Source organism: Pseudomonas sp. NPDC008258 (assembly GCF_042956345.1).
Lineage (GTDB): Bacteria > Pseudomonadota > Gammaproteobacteria > Pseudomonadales > Pseudomonadaceae > Aquipseudomonas.
The window spans coordinates 31620-48121 of the sequence record NZ_JBIBGE010000020.1 but is presented as its reverse complement, the minus strand read 5'-3'; the positions used below and the strand labels follow the sequence as shown (position 1 = coordinate 48121).

General features: G+C 63.0%; 10 protein-coding genes. 4 read left to right on the top strand and 6 right to left on the bottom strand.

The window, feature by feature from the left end; all coding sequences use genetic code 11:
• Nucleotides 1-220: 220 nt before the first annotated feature.
• Entirely contained in the window at nt 221-2587 is a 2367-nt protein-coding gene (locus tag ACFY9W_RS17185) for a TonB-dependent siderophore receptor (protein WP_391132300.1), read from the top strand.
• A 153-nt stretch (nt 2588-2740) separates the two neighbouring features.
• On the opposite strand, the gene ACFY9W_RS17180 is transcribed toward ACFY9W_RS17185, so the two are convergent.
• The 3 genes from ACFY9W_RS17180 to ACFY9W_RS17170 form a co-directional block, all read right to left on the bottom strand.
• Complete coding sequence (locus tag ACFY9W_RS17180; protein ID WP_391132298.1) at nt 2741-3694, bottom strand: bile acid:sodium symporter; 954 nt, start codon at nt 3692-3694, stop codon at nt 2741-2743.
• 79 nt (nt 3695-3773) lie between these two features.
• Nucleotides 3774-5027, bottom strand: a complete 1254-nt coding sequence (gene glyA / locus ACFY9W_RS17175) for a serine hydroxymethyltransferase (protein WP_274907367.1) — start codon at nt 5025-5027, stop codon at nt 3774-3776.
• Between the two features lie 283 nt (nt 5028-5310).
• Nucleotides 5311-9141, bottom strand: a complete 3831-nt coding sequence (locus ACFY9W_RS17170; protein ID WP_391132295.1) for an EAL domain-containing protein — start codon at nt 9139-9141, stop codon at nt 5311-5313.
• Nucleotides 9142-9389: 248 nt separating this feature from the next.
• Between ACFY9W_RS17170 and ACFY9W_RS17165 the strand changes: the two genes are divergently transcribed.
• From ACFY9W_RS17165 to gdhA, 3 genes are all read left to right on the top strand, one after another.
• Nucleotides 9390-9791 (top strand): hypothetical protein, encoded by a 402-nt coding sequence (locus tag ACFY9W_RS17165; RefSeq protein WP_391132293.1) that lies wholly within the window; start codon nt 9390-9392, stop codon nt 9789-9791.
• 299 nt (nt 9792-10090) lie between these two features.
• Nucleotides 10091-11758: an energy-dependent translational throttle protein EttA gene (gene ettA, locus ACFY9W_RS17160; RefSeq protein ID WP_391132291.1), complete on the top strand. Its 1668-nt coding sequence runs from the start codon at nt 10091-10093 to the stop codon at nt 11756-11758.
• A gap of 312 nt (nt 11759-12070) precedes the next feature.
• On the top strand, nt 12071-13411 hold the full coding sequence (gene gdhA, locus ACFY9W_RS17155; protein ID WP_391132289.1) for an NADP-specific glutamate dehydrogenase: 1341 nt from the start codon (nt 12071-12073) through the stop codon (nt 13409-13411).
• A gap of 131 nt (nt 13412-13542) precedes the next feature.
• Here the strand turns inward: gdhA and ACFY9W_RS17150 are convergent, their stop codons facing one another.
• From ACFY9W_RS17150 to ACFY9W_RS17140, 3 genes are all read right to left on the bottom strand, one after another.
• Entirely contained in the window at nt 13543-14040 is a 498-nt protein-coding gene (locus tag ACFY9W_RS17150; protein ID WP_391132287.1) for a GreA/GreB family elongation factor, read from the bottom strand.
• Nucleotides 14041-14107: 67 nt separating this feature from the next.
• The gene (locus ACFY9W_RS17145; protein WP_391132285.1) at nt 14108-14464 is read right to left on the bottom strand and encodes a hypothetical protein; all 357 of its coding nucleotides are present in this window, start codon (nt 14462-14464) and stop codon (nt 14108-14110) included.
• 157 nt (nt 14465-14621) lie between these two features.
• Entirely contained in the window at nt 14622-16475 is a 1854-nt protein-coding gene (locus tag ACFY9W_RS17140; RefSeq protein WP_391132283.1) for a DUF4105 domain-containing protein, read from the bottom strand.
• Nucleotides 16476-16502 lie beyond the last annotated feature (27 nt).

Sequence of the window (16502 nt, the reverse complement as noted above, 5' to 3'; positions counted from 1 at the left end):
AGCGCTACGCGGTCCCTGTGGGAGCGGGCATGCCCGCGAAGCAGGCGACTCGGTGGATGGCACCGGCTTTGCCGGTGTTCGCGGGCTCGCCCGCTCCCACAGGTCCCACGCTAAATCAAGTTGTGCGGGTTTATCCAAAACTATTTTTACGGGTCTGCTGTGGTCATCCGTCATCCCTGTTCAAAAACGAATGCTTCGTATTTGAACGGGGGGGAGTGAGATGGACCGAGGGCAATTGTGCAGGGCGTCGCTGACGTCGTTTTCTTTGCTGTGTGCGCTGCTGCCGGGCCTGGCCCAGGCCGAGCCGCGTGATTTCGACATTGCCCCGCAACCCTTGGCCAGCGCGCTCAACCGCCTGGCTGCGCAGGGTGGGTTGCAGGTGATCTTTGATGGCAACCTGGTGCAGGGCAAGAGCAGCCGTGGCATCAACGGCCGGCGCGAGCCGGAAGCGGCGCTGACCGAGTTGCTGCAAGGCAGTGGCCTGACCTGGCGCTCCACCGGCAGCGCCAGCGTCACCCTCGAGCCCGCCGCGCAATCGTCCGGCACCCTGGAACTGGGCGCGACTTCCATCGTCGGCCAGGCCTACAGCTCGGTCAGCCCAGACGATGGCTACGTGGCCAAGCGCTCCTCGGTAGGCAGCAAGACCGACACGGCGTTGATCGAAACCCCGGCCTCGGTGTCGGTGATCACCCGCGAGCAGATCGAGGCCCAACAACCCAAGACCGTAGCCCAGGCGCTGCGTTACACCCCTGGGGTGAACACCGAACTGGCCGGCCCGCAGTTCGTGGTCGACCAGTTGTCCATTCGCGGTTTCCAGCAGGGTACCGGGCGCATGCTGCGCGACGGTACCCGCACCTTCCTGCCCGAGTTCCTCGGTTGGGACGCCCCAGAACCCTACGGGCTGGAGCGCATTGAAGTGCTGCGCGGCGCCAGCTCGGTGCTTTACGGGGCCTCGGACCCGGGCGGGCAGATCAACCTGGTGAGCAAGCGCCCGACCCAGCAGCCCCTGCGTCAGGTGCAGCTGCAAGCCGGTAACCTGAACTACCAGCAAGGCGCCTTCGACCTGGGTGATGCGCTGGATGACGAGGGCATCTGGAGCTACCGCCTGACTGGCCTGTTCCGCGAAACCGACGCCCAGACCGATCACATCACCAATCGCCGTCAATACATTGCCCCGGCACTCAGCTATCGCCCCAGTGCCGATACCGAGTTCACCTTGCTGGGTGAATACCAGCGCCAGACCGGTAACTTCGCCAATGCGCTGCCCGCCAGTGGCACAGTGTTCCGGGATACGCGTGGCCGGCTGGACCGTGACACTTATGTGGGCGACAGCGCCTACGACTTCATGACCAACGAAAAAACCTCGCTGGGCTATGTGTTCGAGCACCACTTCGACGAGGTGTGGACGCTGCGCCAGAACGTGCGCTACAGCAACTACCGCCAGGCCAGCAGCGAAATCGCCCTGTTCGGCCCGGCCGGTGGCGGGCAGTACTCGCGTTACAGCGACGCGCGCAAGGGCGATGGCCGCCTGTTTACCGTCGATACCCACGTTCAGGCCAACTTCGCCACCGGGCCTGTGGAGCACACCTTGCTCACCGGCGTGGACTACAACAACGGCAAGTTCGACCAGCAGCAGTCGCTGGATTTCATCCTGCAAAGCTTTGACCCGTTTCAGCCTGTGTATGGCCAACCGCTGAATACAGTGCCGTTCAGCGCTGCCAGCTATGAACAGAAACTGTCGCAGACCGGTGTGTACCTGCAGGACCAGCTGCGTATCGACAACTGGGTGTTGCTGCTGGGTGGGCGTTACGACTGGGCTGCCAACCAGAAGGACGACCGCGCCCCGCAAACCCAGAAGGACGAGAAATTCAGCGGCCGCGCCGGGCTGGTCTACCTGTTCGACAATGGCCTGGCGCCGTACCTGAGCTACAGCGAGTCGTTCCTGCCAGTCATGGGCACCACTGCCGATGGTACCCAGCTTGACCCGGAAACCGGCAAGCAGTACGAGCTGGGCCTGAAGTACGAACCGCCAGGCAGTAATAGCCTGTACACCGTCGCAGTGTTCGAGCTAACCCGGCAGAACGTGACCGAGAACGTCAACGGCTTCAGCCGCCAGGAAGGCGAGGTGCGTTCGCGCGGGGTGGAGCTGGAAGCCAAGACCGAGCTGGCGCCGGGCTTCAACCTGATTGGCAGCTACACCTGGAACGATGTTGAGGTCACCCAGTCTGAGCGCGGTACCAAGGGCAACACCCCGTTCCGTACGCCGGAGCACATGGCTTCGCTGTGGGCCGACTACCTGTTGCAGGGCGGCCCGCTGAACGGGCTGCGGCTGGGCGCGGGCACCCGCTATGTGGGCAGCACCTATGGTGATGCGCAGAACAGCTTCAAGGTCGACAGCTATGTGCTGGTGGACGCAATGGTCAGCTACGAGCTTGGCAAGCTGGATGCTTCGCTCAAGGGTGTGGAGCTGGCGCTCAATGCCAGCAACCTGTTTGACAAAGAGTACGTGGCCGGGTGTTTCAGCGACATGGGCTGCCAGTATGGGCAGCAGCGCACGGTTTACGGGAGCGTGACCTACAACTGGTAAGTGCCCACGGGGCCGCTTTGCGGCCCTTCGCGGGCAAGCCCGCTCCCACAGGATCGCGCAAAATCCAGGATAGGCGCGATCCTGTGGGAGCGGGCTTGCCCGCGAACACCGGCGAAGCCGGTGCCATGTAGCGCATCAACATGAGCGAACGAATCAACCCACCAGCCGTGGCACTACCCGCACATAAATCAGCTCGCTGACCAACTCCACCAGCGTCTGGGTAATCACCGCCGCTGCGGCCAGCCCGCGCATGTCATCAGGCAACGCCAGTGCCAACGGCAACACAACCAACGAGTTGCGCGTGGCGGCACTGAACGTTACCGAGCGTGCCTCGGTGGCTGGCAGGCGCAACAACCGTGCGGATAAAAAACCAAGCGCTGGCGCCAGCAGCATGAAGCCGACGTAAACCGGGATCACTGGCAGCAACCGATCGAAATCACGCACCACCGCTGCAATCTGCGAAGCGATCACCACCACCAACACTAACGCCATCGCCGGCACCGGCAGCCACGCCCAGGCATCGTTCCAGGCCGAGACTGCACGCGAGCGCCGGGCGCTGGCGCTGGTGAGCACGGCGAGTGCCATCGGCAGCACGATCAGCAACACGAACGCTTCCACGAACGGGGTGACGGAGATTGCCACTTGGCTGTTGTCCCCCAGCATGAAGGCCAGATACACCGGTAGAAGCAGCAGTTGCACCAACAACAACACGGGGGTTGCGGCCAGGGTCAGGCGTGCGTCGCCTTTGCCGAGGTGGGTAAACACCACCACGTAATCGATGCAAGGCGTAAGCAGTACCAGCAAGGCACCGACGAGAATCGCCGGGTGCTCCACCAGCCCTCGGGTGATGGCCCAGACCAGCAGCGGCACGAGCATGAAGTTGGCCAGCAGCAGGGCGCTGATGAAGCGGCGGTTACCCAAGCCCTGGCGCAGGTCGAGGAAAGGGATTTGCAGAAACATCGCATACATCAGCACGGCGATGGCAGGGGTGATCAGGGTTTCAAGGTGTCGCGCAGTACCGCTGGCCAGCAGGCCGAAAGCAGCGGCGGCGAGTACTGCGGCGAAATACAGGGGGATCTGTCGGGTTTCCAGTTGTTCTCTGGTCAAGGTGCATCCTGCGCGCTAGGGGGCTTTCAATAAAAAGCCCGGCACTAGGCCGGGCTCTTCAACTTCAGGCGGCTGCCAATCAGTTGCCGTAAACCGGCAGCTTCTTGCAGATGGCCTTGACCTTCTCACGTACAGCGTCGATCACTGCTTCGTTGTTCAGGTCAGCCAGGATGTCGCAGATCCAGCCGGCCAGTTCCTTGCACTCGGCTTCCTTGAAACCACGGGTGGTGACGGCCGGGGTGCCGAAACGCAGGCCCGAGGTGACGAACGGGGAACGTGGGTCGTTCGGTACCGAGTTCTTGTTGACGGTGATGAAGGCTTTGCCCAGCGCGGCGTCAGCGTCCTTACCGGAGATTTCCTGCTTGATCAGCGACAGCAGGAACAGGTGGTTCTGGGTACCACCGGATACCACGTCGAAACCACGCTCGATGAACACGCTGGCCATGGCCTGGGCGTTTTTCACCACTTGTTGCTGGTAAGCCTTGAACTCAGGCTGCAGGGCTTCCTTGAAGCAGATGGCCTTGGCCGCGATCACGTGCTCCAGCGGGCCGCCTTGGGCGCCTGGGAACACAGCCGAGTTCAGCTTCTTCTCGATGTCGGCATTGGCACGGGCCAGGATCAGGCCACCACGTGGACCGCGCAGGGTCTTGTGGGTGGTGGTGGTAACCACGTCGGCGAACGGAACCGGGTTCGGGTACACGCCAGCGGCAACCAGGCCGGCAACGTGGGCCATGTCGACGAACAGGTAGGCACCGACCTTGTCGGCGATGGCGCGGAAGCGGGCGAAGTCCAGAACCTGCGAGTAGGCCGAGAAGCCGGCAACGATCATCTTCGGCTTGTGCTCGACAGCCAGGCGCTCGACTTCGTCGTAGTCGATCAGGCCGTTGGCGTCGATGCCGTACTGGATGGCGTTGTACAGTTTGCCCGAGGAGCTTACCGAAGCACCGTGGGTCAGGTGGCCACCGTGGGCCAGGCTCATGCCCAGGATGGTGTCACCGGCCGACAGCAGGGCCAGGTAGACGGCAGCGTTGGCCTGGGAACCGGCGTGCGGCTGGACGTTGGCGTAGTCGGCGCCGAACAGCTCCTTGGCACGGTCGATGGCCAGTTGCTCGACGATGTCGACGTACTCGCAACCACCGTAGTAGCGCTTGCCTGGGTAGCCTTCGGCGTACTTGTTGGTCAGGACCGAGCCCTGAGCTTCCATGACTGCCGGGCTGGTGTAGTTTTCCGAAGCGATCAGCTCGATATGCTCTTCCTGGCGCAGGGCTTCTTGCTGCATGGCTTCGAAGAGCTCGGCGTCGTACTTGGCAATGGTCAAATCACGGCTGAACATGGCGGTCCTCAAGGATCGGGGTAATTTGGGGGGGCATTCTAACCGATTGCTTCGCGGCTGGCATATGAAGTGGCATCAAGTCGCGGACCAATGGGCTTCATGTTGCATCCCGCGCCGTGTCTGGGCTGGGCGGGCATTTGAGTTGACTTTCAAGTCCGGTTTTTGGGGGCGCTTTGCGCCCCATCGCCGGCAAGCCAGCTCCCACAGGGCCTACACACTTCTCAAGGGCTGTGGAGCTCCTGTGGGAGCTGGCTTGCCGGCGATGGGGCCAGTGTAGGCAGCATCAATGGAACATGAACAACGTCTCGTTGGAGAACTGTGCCTCGAACTGATGCGCCGGCATCGGCCGCCCGAACAGGTAGCCTTGAACCTCGTCACAACCATGCTCGCGCAGGAACTCCAGCTGTTCGTGGGTTTCCACACCTTCGGCAATCACCGCCAGGTTGAGGCTGTGGGCCATGGCGATGATCGCCCGGGCAATCTGCGCATCCTGCTCGCCTTCGGGCAGGCCGTCGACGAAGGTGCGGTCGATCTTCAGCACGTCGATGGGGAACTGCTTGAGGTAGTTCAGCGATGAATAACCGGTGCCAAAGTCGTCCACCGCAATGCTCAGGCCGAGGTTTTTCAGGCTGGCAAGAATCTGCAGTGCCTCGTTCACTTCACGCATCAGGATGCTCTCGGTCAGCTCCAGCTCCAGGCATGCTGGCGGCAGGCCGCTTTCATCAAGGATGTTGGCAATCCGTGTGCCCAGCTGGCCGTCGGAGAACTGCCGCGCCGAAATGTTCACCGACACCTTGGGTACGCGCACCTTGGCCTTGTGCCAGGCCTTGAGCTGGCGGCTGGCCTCGCGCAGCACCCAGTCGCCCACTTCCACCACCAGGCCGAGCTCTTCGATCACCGGGATGAAATCGCCCGGCGGCACCAGGCCACGGGTCGGGTGCCGCCAGCGCAGCAGCGCCTCGGCGCCGGTCAGGCGTTTGCCGTCGCCGCTGAACTGCGGCTGGTAGTAGAGGATGAACTCGTTCTGCTCCATGGCGTGGCGCAGGTCGCTTTCCAGCTCCAGCCGCTCCAGGGCACTGGCGTTCATCTCGGCCTGGTAGAACTGGAAGTTGTTCTTGCCGCGTTCCTTGGCGTGGTACATGGCTGTGTCGGCGTTTTTCATCAGCTGGCTCAGCTCGCTGCCATCCTGCGGGCTGAGGGCGATGCCGATACTGGCGGTAACGAAGAACTCGCGGTTTTCCAGCACGAACGGCCGTACCAGGCTGCCGAGGATGTTCTCGGCCACGTGAATGGCGCGGTTGAGGGCCATTTCGCGGCTGGGGCGCGGTTGCAGCAGCAGGGTGAACTCATCGCCGCCCATGCGTGCGACGGTGTCGTCGTCGTCCACGCAGGCCAACAGGCGCTGGGCCATGTCCTTGAGCATGCGGTCGCCAGCGGCATGGCCGAGGGAGTCATTGATCGGCTTGAAGCGGTCCAGGTCGAGGAACATCAGCACCACCCAGGCCTTCTGCCGCTCGGCCTGTTGCAGGGCGTTGTACAAGCGGTCCTGGAACAGGGTGCGGTTGGGCAGGTGGGTGAGGGCGTCGTAATAGGCCAGCCGGTGGATGCGCTGCTCGCTGGCCTTGCGCTCGCTGATGTCGGTGAAGAAGCACACGTAGCTGGCCAGGTCGCCCTCGTCATCCAGCACCGCGGTAATGCCGACCCAGGCCGGGTAGTGGTCGCCGTCACGGCGTTTGAGCCATACCTCGCCTTCCCAGCTACCGCGCTGGTGCAGTTGCTTGACCACGTAGCGCAGGTGGCCTTCCTGCTGTTCGTCCACGGTGAGCATGCCCGGCAACTGGTCGAGCACTTCACTGACGGCGTAACCGCTGACGCGGCTGAACGCCTCGTTGGCCTGGACGATATAGCCGGCCGGATCGGTGATGAGAATGGCCGACGTGGAATGCTCGAACACCGTCGCGGCCATGCGCAGGTCTTTTTCGGCGCGGCGTTGCTGGCTGATATCGCGGCCCACACCGAGCACGCCTTCGAAACGCTGGTCATCATCCCAAACCAGCACCAGGCGCAGTTCGATGGGGATCTTGCGGCCATCGGCGCGCAGGCAGTCGAACAGGAACAGCTGGGTTGGCAACTGGCTGCGCAGCTGGGCCAGTTGGGCAGGGTCGCCCATGGCTTTGCTGACACGCTCCATCAGGCTGTAGATGCCCGTGAGCTGGGCCGGGTTGGCAATGATCGACTGCCAGCCGTTGGCGAAGATCCAGTCAGCCTGGTAGCCCAGCACGCTCTGCACCGAAGGGCTGACATAGTTGAGTTGCAGCAGGCTGTCGGTGGAGAAGATCACGTCGCTGATGCTTTCGGCGAGCATGCGGTAGCGCTGTTCGCTGTCGCGCAGCGACTGGCTGGCCTCGATCTGCACCGTTACATCCTTGCCCACGCCGATGATGCGCGTTACCAGGCCATCGGTGTCACGGGTCAGCACCTGTTCGCGGATGTCATAGCAGCGCCAGCCACCATCATGGTGGCGGAAGCGCAACTGGCAGTGCAGGGGGTGGTCATGGCTGTTGTCGCGTTGCTGCTGGCGCAGGGCCTGGTACTGGGCGGCGTCTTCGGGGTGCAGCAGCAGCTCCCAGAAGCGCTCGCCCATCTGTGCAAGCTCGGTACGGTCGTAACCCAGGGTCTGGCCAAGGTGGCGGTTGCTGAAGATCATCCGCTGGCTGAGCACGTCCTGCACATACAGCTGGTCGGGCACGGTGCGCACCACGTCCGACCAGAAGCTTTCGCGCTCCAGCAGCGACAGCTCCACCTGTTTGCGGCTGGTGATGTCGCTGATGCTGAGGATTACCGCCTGGTGATCGCGGCGTTGCTGCGGCAGCCGCGCCATCAGCCACAGGTGCAGCTCGCCGCCCAGTGGCGCAGGCAGGCGCACTTCCAGTTCCAGCAGCGGGCGCTGTTCGATCAGCGCATCGATCAGTTGCATGCCGACGCTGTCGCGGCCATCGCCACTGCCGTCGATCAGTCGCTGCCAGGCGCCTTCGTGACACTCGATATTCAGCAGCTGGCGCGCAACCTGGTTGACTTCGGTGATCTTCAGTTCCAGCAGCAGCGAGCGGCGCAGGTTAGGGTCCAGGGCCAGGCTCTGCTTGAGCGCGGAGAGGTTGCGCAGGTGGTAGCGGTCGAGCTGGCCGGGCAGGCTGGACAGGTCGAGCACGCACAAGGCCACGCCGGTGCCTTCGAAGATTTCCTGGTAACGCCGGCGGTCTTCCTGCAGCGCCCGCTGGCGGCGGCGCATGTTGATCAGCGCCAGAACAGGCAGCAGGGCGCAGAACAAAACCAGCAGGCATTTGCCGATCAGCGCTGGCAGCAGTTTCTGCTGGGCGAGCTTGGCGTCGAACAGGCCGCGCAGTTGCCAGGTGCTGTTGTCGATGAACGCCAGCATCACGCTTTGCAGCGGCTCGTTGCTGGTATCGGCCGGCGCATGGCGTTGCAGTACATCGCCGCTGCGGCTGTTTTCCAGCAGCCACAACGGGTGACCGCCACCGTCGAGGTGGGTGGTGAGTTCGCGGTAGTAGTCCGGTGACAGGCGCAGCAACCAGTAGCCGCGGTCCTGTTCGGTAGCCTGGCGCAGCAACAGGTACAAGGTGCGGTTGTCGGCCGAATTGGTGAAGAAGTACGGGCGGCCCTGGTTCAGCGTGAGTAACTCGTCAAGCAACTGGCGGTCGGGGCTGGCGGCCAGGCTGTCAGCGCGCAGCTGGCCGGCGCTGTCCAGCCAGGCCACGCTCTGCAAGGCAGGCAGGCGCTCGCGCAGGGTATCCAGCAGGGTGGGCAGGGCCGCAGGTGCCGGTGAATTGACGTAGGGCTGCACTACATTGACTGCCTGCTGCGCCTTGAACGCCATGTTCAGGCTCAGGTGGTCGGCCAGCTCCGCAGTGGCGTCCAGGCTCTGTTTGCGCAGGTCGGTCTGGGTGTGGTGGAACTGGGCGAACAGCTGCCACAGCAGCAGGCCCAGCAGGATCAGGGCCAGCAGCGCCAGCGCACCCTTGATCGACCCGCGCAGGGTAGCGGCGGGCGCCTGTGGCACGTTACGCAATGACGACGGATGAGTAAGGTTGGTCAAGCGTTGATCCTGCGATTGGGCTGGCGATGGCAGGGACGGGTCATGCACGGTGTGTGCCGGTGTCTGGTTGCCGCACCGCGGTGGCGCACTATAAGGCCGGACACCTGAAACCGGCTAGCATGCCTAGGATTATGGCAAAGTGCCAGCCATGTTGACCGGTGGTGGCTGCCCGGTGGTTCGGCAAGCCCCTGCAACCTGTGCGAGAATAGCGCCCGCTCTACATGACAACGCATCGGAGATGTTCGGTTTTGGTTACTCACTTTTCCTCCAATGGCCTCGATTCCGCCTGTGGGCGCAGCAGTCAGACCCTTGTCAGCACTGCCGTGACCGAGGACGTATCCTGCAAGTCTTGCCAGCGTTCGCTGGTCAAACCCGAGGCGACCGCCGCCAAAAGCAAGGCCCCATCGCTGGCTGAACTGCGCAAGACCGCCAAGGCGGCAGCAGCGCCGGCAGTTGCAGAGGCTGCGGCCAAACCGGCTGCCAAGGTTGTCAGTACGGCGCCTACGGCCGCCAAGCCGGCCAAGGTGGCCGAGCCGCCACCGGCCCGTAGCGGTGGCTTCAGCGTGAAATCTGCCTGGGCAGCACGCCTGGCCGAACAGGGCGACCGCTGCCGGTTGCCGCGGGGCAAGGCCCGGCAGCGGCACGTCTGAGCCACCTTCGGCTGCTGTGCCGGCCCTTTCGCGGGCACGCCCGCTCCCACAGGGATATCTGATTGCTTCGGCCCTGTGGTGAACCTGTGGGAGCGGGCGTGCCCGCGAAGAGGCCGGCACAGGCAATAGCCCCCCGCAGATCACTGCGATCCCACCCCACCATCGCCCCCTCCTATGCAACGCCGTACGTTGGCGTAGAATGGTCGCCTTTGTTCAATTACACCCAAACACACATCCCCCTGGCCAGCGCGCCGGGGCGATCGTCGATGTCTTTACCTATCTGATTAGAGGGCTTGGTTTTGGCTCAATACGTCTACACCATGCATCGGCTGAGCAAGGTTGTGCCGCCGAAGCGGGAAATTCTCAAGAACATCTCCCTGTCGTTCTTCCCGGGCGCCAAGATTGGCGTGCTCGGCCTGAACGGCGCCGGTAAATCGACCCTGCTGCGCATCATGGCGGGCGTCGACAAGGAATTCGACGGCGAAGCCCGTCCGATGCCCGACATCAACGTCGGCTACCTGCCACAGGAGCCGCAGCTGGACCCAACCAAGACCGTGCGTGAAGTGGTCGAGGAAGCGGTCAGCGTGATCAAGGACGCCCAGGCGCGCCTGGACGAGGTTTACGCCGCCTACGCCGACCCGGATGCCGATTTCGACAAGCTGGCCGCCGAGCAGGCCAAGCTGGAAGCCATCCTGCAGGCCGCCGATGGCCACAACCTTGAGCGCCAGCTGGACGTGGCTGCCGACGCCCTGCGCCTGCCAGCCTGGGATGCCCGCATCGAGCACCTGTCCGGTGGCGAGAAACGCCGTGTGGCCCTGTGCCGTCTGCTGCTGTCGGCCCCCGACATGCTGCTGCTCGACGAACCGACCAACCACCTGGACGCCGACTCGGTGGCCTGGCTGGAGCGCTTCCTGCACGACTTCCCGGGCACCGTGGTAGCCATTACCCACGACCGTTACTTCCTCGACAACGTCGCTGGCTGGATCCTGGAACTGGACCGCGGCGCCGGCATTCCGTACGAAGGCAACTACTCGGGCTGGCTGGAAGCCAAGTCGGACCGCCTGGCGCAGGAATCCAAGCAGCAAAGCGCCCACGAGAAGGCCATGAAAGAGGAACTGGAGTGGGTGCGCAAAGGCGCCAAGGCCCGCCAGTCCAAGTCCAAGGCCCGTCTGCAACGCTTTGAAGAAATGCAGTCGCAGGAATTCCAGAAACGCAGCGAAACCAACGAGATCTACATCCCGGCCGGCCCGCGCCTGGGTGACAAGGTCATCGAGTTCAAGAACGTATCCAAAGGCTATGGCGACCGCGTGCTGATCGACAACCTGTCGTTCGCCATGCCAAAAGGCGCCATCGTCGGCGTAATCGGTGGTAACGGTGCTGGTAAGTCGACCCTGTTCCGCATGCTGATGGGCAAGGAGCAGCCGGACTCGGGCAGCATCGAGATCGGTGAAACCGTGCAACTGGCCTGCGTGGACCAGAGCCGCGAAGACCTGGACGGCGCCAAGACCGTGTTCCAGCAGATTTCCGACGGTTCCGACCAGATCCGCATCGGCAACTACGAGATCCCGTCGCGTACCTACGTTGGCCGCTTCAACTTCAAGGGTGGCGACCAGCAGAAGTTCGTCAAGGACCTTTCCGGTGGTGAGCGTGGCCGCCTGCACCTGGCCCTGACCCTGAAGGAGGGCGGCAACGTCCTGCTGCTCGACGAACCGTCCAACGACCTCGACGTTGAAACCTTGCGTTCGCTGGAAGAAGCCCTGCTGGACTTCCCAGGCGCCGCGATCGTGATTTCCCACGACCGTTGGTTCCTGGACCGTGTGGCTACCCACATCCTGGCGTACGAGGATGACTCGAACGTGGTGTTCTTCGAAGGCAACTACACCGAGTACGAAGCCGACCGCAAGAAGCGCCTGGGCGATGCTGCTGCCCAGCCGCACCGTGTACGGCACAAGAAGCTGGCCCAGTAAGCCGGTATTCTGATGCACAAGAATGGGGCCCTGGGTGGCCCCATTTTTGTGCCTGGCTGGAAAGTGGTGCTGGCTTCATTCGCGGGCGCGCCCGCTCCCACAGGGACCTCATGATCTCAGGGCCTGTGATGATCCTGTGGGAGCGGGCATGCCCGCGAAGATGTCACCATCGACCGCACTTTTTGTATACATTTATAGAAACGCACCAAATAATTTCAAAAAAACGACATTACGCCCTATTCCAGTGCGATTGCTTCTTGGTACATTTCCGAAAAAACCAATAAGTCCAAAACCTTCGGTGAGATGTCTACCATGATCGAATCTGTCGACAATTTCCTTGCGCGCCTGCAACAGCGTGACCCAGGCCAACCTGAATTCCACCAGGCGGTGGAAGAGGTGCTGCGCACCCTGTGGCCATTCCTTGAGGCCAACCCTCACTACCTGCAATCGGGCATCCTCGAACGCATGGTCGAGCCTGAGCGCGCGGTGCTGTTCCGCGTTTCCTGGGTCGATGACCAGGGCAAGGTGCAGGTAAACCGCGGCTACCGCATCCAGATGAGCAGCGCTATCGGCCCGTACAAGGGCGGCCTGCGCTTCCACCCGTCGGTGAACCTCAGCGTGCTGAAGTTCCTGGCCTTCGAGCAGGTGTTCAAGAACTCCCTGACCTCACTGCCCATGGGCGGCGGCAAGGGCGGCTCGGACTTCGACCCGAAAGGCAAGAGCGACGCCGAAGTGATGCGCTTCTGCCAGGCGTTCATGAGCGAGTTGTACCGCCACATTGGCGCCGACTGCGACGTACCGGCCGGTGACATCGGTGTGGGTGCCCGCGAAATCGGCTTCATGTTCGGCCAGTACAAGCGCCTGGCCAACCAGTTCACGTCGGTGCTGACCGGCAAGGGCATGACCTACGGCGGCAGCCTGATCCGCCCGGAAGCTACCGGCTACGGCTGCGTGTACTTCGCCGAAGAAATGCTCAAGCGCCAGGACAAGCGTATCGATGGCTGCCGCGTGGCGATTTCCGGTTCGGGCAACGTGGCCCAGTATGCTGCGCGCAAGGTCATGGACCTGGGTGGCAAGGTGATTTCGCTGTCTGACTCCGAAGGCACCCTGTACGCCGAAGCCGGCCTGACCGACGCCCAGTGGGATGCGGTCATGGAGCTGAAAAACGTCAAGCGTGGCCGTATCAGCGAGCTGGCCGGTCAGTTTGGCCTGGAGTTCCGCAAGGGCCAGACCCCGTGGAGCCTGCCGTGCGACATCGCCCTGCCGTGCGCCACGCAGAACGAACTGGGCGCCGAAGACGCCCGCACCCTGCTGCGCAATGGCTGCATCTGCGTAGCCGAAGGTGCCAACATGCCGACCACCCTGGAGGCTGTGGATATCTTCCTGGACGCCGGCATCCTGTACGCACCGGGCAAGGCCTCCAACGCGGGTGGCGTGGCTGTGTCGGGCCTGGAAATGTCGCAGAACGCCATGCGCCTGCTGTGGACTGCCGGTGAAGTGGACAGCAAGCTGCACAACATCATGCAGTCGATTCACCATGCGTGCGTGCACTACGGTGAAGAGGCGGATGGCAAGGTCAACTACGTCAAAGGCGCGAACATCGCAGGCTTTGTGAAAGTGGCTGATGCGATGCTGGCTCAAGGCGTGGTCTGACTCGAGACCTTTGGGGCTGCTTTGCAGCCCATCGCCGGCAAGCCAGCTCCCACAGGTATATCACTGCCCTCGAGGCCTGCGGTGTACTTGTGGGAGCTGGCTTGCCGGCGATGGGCCGCACAGCGGCCCCCTCAGGGCTCAGCCTCGATTTCGAGAATCTCGATCACCTGATCCCCCACCGGCCGCCGCCAGACCACTTCATCCCCAGGCCCCGCGCCCAGCAAGGCCCGCCCCAACGGCGACCCCCAGTTGATCAGCCCCCGCCCAGCATCTGCTTCATCCTCACCCACCAGCTGCACCACCTGCTCCTTGTCCTGCGCATCCACGAACCGCACCCGGCTACCAATCTGAACTTTGCTGCGGGAGCTGGCTGCCGGCACCACCTGGGCACTCTGCACCCGGGCGCTGAAGTAACGCAGGTCACGCTCGGTATCGGCCAGCCGTTGCTTGTCGCCACGCTCGCCCTGCGCTTGTAGTTCGCTGCGCAAGGCATTCAGTTCGGCCACGCGTGCCTGCAACTGGCGCAGGCCGTTGGCGGTGACGTAGTTGGGTTGTTCGCTGACGCGTCGCTCTACCGGCTGGTCGGCCTGGGCGGCGGCCTGTTCCTCGTTGACGAATGCTCGGCTCATGCAGGGCCTCCTTGTGCAGGAGACCATCATGGCAGGCCGCCGGTTTCAAGGGATGTCCGTTTGCGACTCAGTTGTGGCGATAAGCCTTGGCGGCGCCTCGGTCCTTTTCCTGCTCCCACTCGCGGTCGCGCTGGTCCCAGAACCGCTCGTGGTACTGGCGCTGTTCTTCACTGTTCTGCATGGCGTGGCACTGGCGAAAGCCGTCGTCCCAGCCGGTCTCGTATTGTCGCTCGTGGAGGTAGCGCGGCACGTCCTTGCGGAAGTTGCCCACCATCAGCCCGGCCGCCTGACGACCGCTGCTGCAACCATCCTGGAAGCCATCAGCATAAGCTGGAGGATAACCACGGTTGACCATCTGCTCATGGGTGGTTTCGCAACCTGACAGCAATAACGCCATGCACACGCCGAACCAGTACCGCGACATAACCACCCAGCCCTCCAGTTGTTGGTGGAAAGTTTAGGTGGCGATTTGTCGGGGAGGCGTCAAAACAGTGTCAAAGAGTCGGTTGGGTCACACTAACCTTGAGGCCTGTGGTGACCCTGTGGGAGCGGGCGTGCCCGCGAAAGGCCGCAAAGCGGCCTCAGTAGTGATACCACTTCAGCTCCAGCATCACCTCGTTCTGCGCCGTGGCCAGGTGGCTGAACTCGCGCGAAGCACTCAAGCGCAACCCCAGGTTCTGGCTGATCTCCCACTGCTGGTTAAGGCTCACACTGCGCCGTACCTCGCCATTGGTGAAGTAATCACCCTTGGCCTCCAACGTCATGTTGCCCAGCCCGTTGCGCCACAGCAGCCCGCCATTGAACCCTGCGGCCGGGGCAATGAATTCGGCGAAGTCGTTATGGTGCTCGATCCGCACCGTGCCCAGGGCAAAGCCCAGCAAACCATCGGCCAACTGCCAGGTACCACCGGCGCCACCATTCACATGGCTGACCAGCACCTCGTCGTCGTGCTTGCCAGGTACACGCTCCAGCCCGCCAGCCACTTGCCACGACCAGGGTTTCAGCAGCTCGTTACGGGGTGTCAGCGAGCGGATGGTGGCCAGGTCCAGGCGTTGCACCTGCCAGTCATTGCCCTCGTATTGGCGCACCTTCAGTTGCAGGATCTCGATCTGCGCACCCAGTGGGAAGCCATAGGCGTTGTCGTTGAGGTCGTGGTAGGCCATGCGCAGGCCATATTCGGCGTAGGCACGGTCTTCACGGGTGCCCACGCCCAACTGCCAGGTGCGTGAGTCATGGCCATCCTCGGGCAGGCCGGGGCGTTCGATCTGCAAAGGGGGTGGCGGGTTGCTGTTGATCGCCCGCAGCAGCTCGAAGCTGCGCTTCGCCTGCCCGGGGTCGCGCTCCTGGCCATTGGCCCGGTAACGCTCCAGGCGGTACGCGGCGTCCTGCACGAGTGCTTGCCGTTCACGGGGCAGGGCCTTGAATTCGGGGCTCTGCAATTGAGCGGTGTCGGCACTCACGGCCAGCACCTGATGCTTTTCACCGTGGTCCAGGGGCTCGGCGCGGGCCAGCAATTCACGCTCGCGAGATGGGCGGTATGTCTCGCTGGCGACCAGGCCGGACTGCTTCACCGCCTTCACGGTGTCGGTGGGGATGGCGGTCAACGGGAACTGCGAGGTCAGGTCCAGGCTCGGCCGGGCAACTTGCAGCAGCTCCAGCAGGCGGTACGAGCAGTTTTCGTCGAAGAAGAAGTAGTCGAACTGGACCTGCTTCAGCTCCCACACATGCTCGACCATGCGCCCGGTCTCTTCGGGTGTGAGGTCCAGCTGGTACTCCCACAGGTCGCGGTTTTCCAGGCTGCGGTATTCGGAGAGTTTTTCCTGGTAGGGCATCAGCGCGAAAAGCCCCGGGTAACCGCCCATCAGGCCCTTCCAGGCGTACAGGATGCTGTTGTCGCTGCCTTCGATGTAGGCACCGAAGTTGATTGCATAGCTCAGCAGCGTGGTGTCGTCGCTGCGGGTGCTGGACTGGTCGATGCGCAGCAGTGTGTGGCCGAACATCGAGGATGGGCTGTTCAGGTAGGCCGCCGGGAATATCAACGCGGCGCTGTGCGGGTCGATCGACTGATACCAGGTCTTGAATTCCTGGCAGTCCGGTTGTGGCAGGCCTTGCAGGCCGAGCTGTTCACGTAGCCAGCGGGTGCGTGCAGGGAATACACACTGGGCATGCTTGTCGCCGAGGCTGGCGGGGGCATACAGCGCTTCGACCGTGGCTTGCAGCTCCTGGTCGGGGTGGTGCGCACCGTCCTTGGCCAGGAAGAACGCATCATCGTCCACATAACTGCGCCAGCCGCCTAGCTTGGCAGTTTCGTAATGGCCCAGGGCAATCCAGTAAGGGGTGTTGGCCAGTTGCTGGAGACGGCCTTGGTCCAGCACGGGCGCGGCATGAACAGGGGCGCAGGCACACAGCGCCAGCAAAGCGAGGCGTTTGAGCATATCGGGCAACTACTTCTTGACGATGCC

Bases quoted from the DNA above. Each gene is read 5' to 3' on its own strand.
- glyA (WP_274907367.1), bottom strand. From the start codon at position 5,027: ATGTTCAGCCGTGATTTGACCATTGCCAAGTACGACGCCGAGCTCTTC.
- ACFY9W_RS17185 (WP_391132300.1), top strand. From the start codon at position 221: ATGGACCGAGGGCAATTGTGCAGGGCGTCGCTGACGTCGTTTTCTTTG.
- ACFY9W_RS17145 (WP_391132285.1), bottom strand. From the start codon at position 14,464: ATGTCGCGGTACTGGTTCGGCGTGTGCATGGCGTTATTGCTGTCAGGT.
- ACFY9W_RS17140 (WP_391132283.1), bottom strand. From the start codon at position 16,475: ATGCTCAAACGCCTCGCTTTGCTGGCGCTGTGTGCCTGCGCCCCTGTT.
- ACFY9W_RS17150 (WP_391132287.1), bottom strand. From the start codon at position 14,040: ATGAGCCGAGCATTCGTCAACGAGGAACAGGCCGCCGCCCAGGCCGAC.
- gdhA (WP_391132289.1), top strand. From the start codon at position 12,071: ATGATCGAATCTGTCGACAATTTCCTTGCGCGCCTGCAACAGCGTGAC.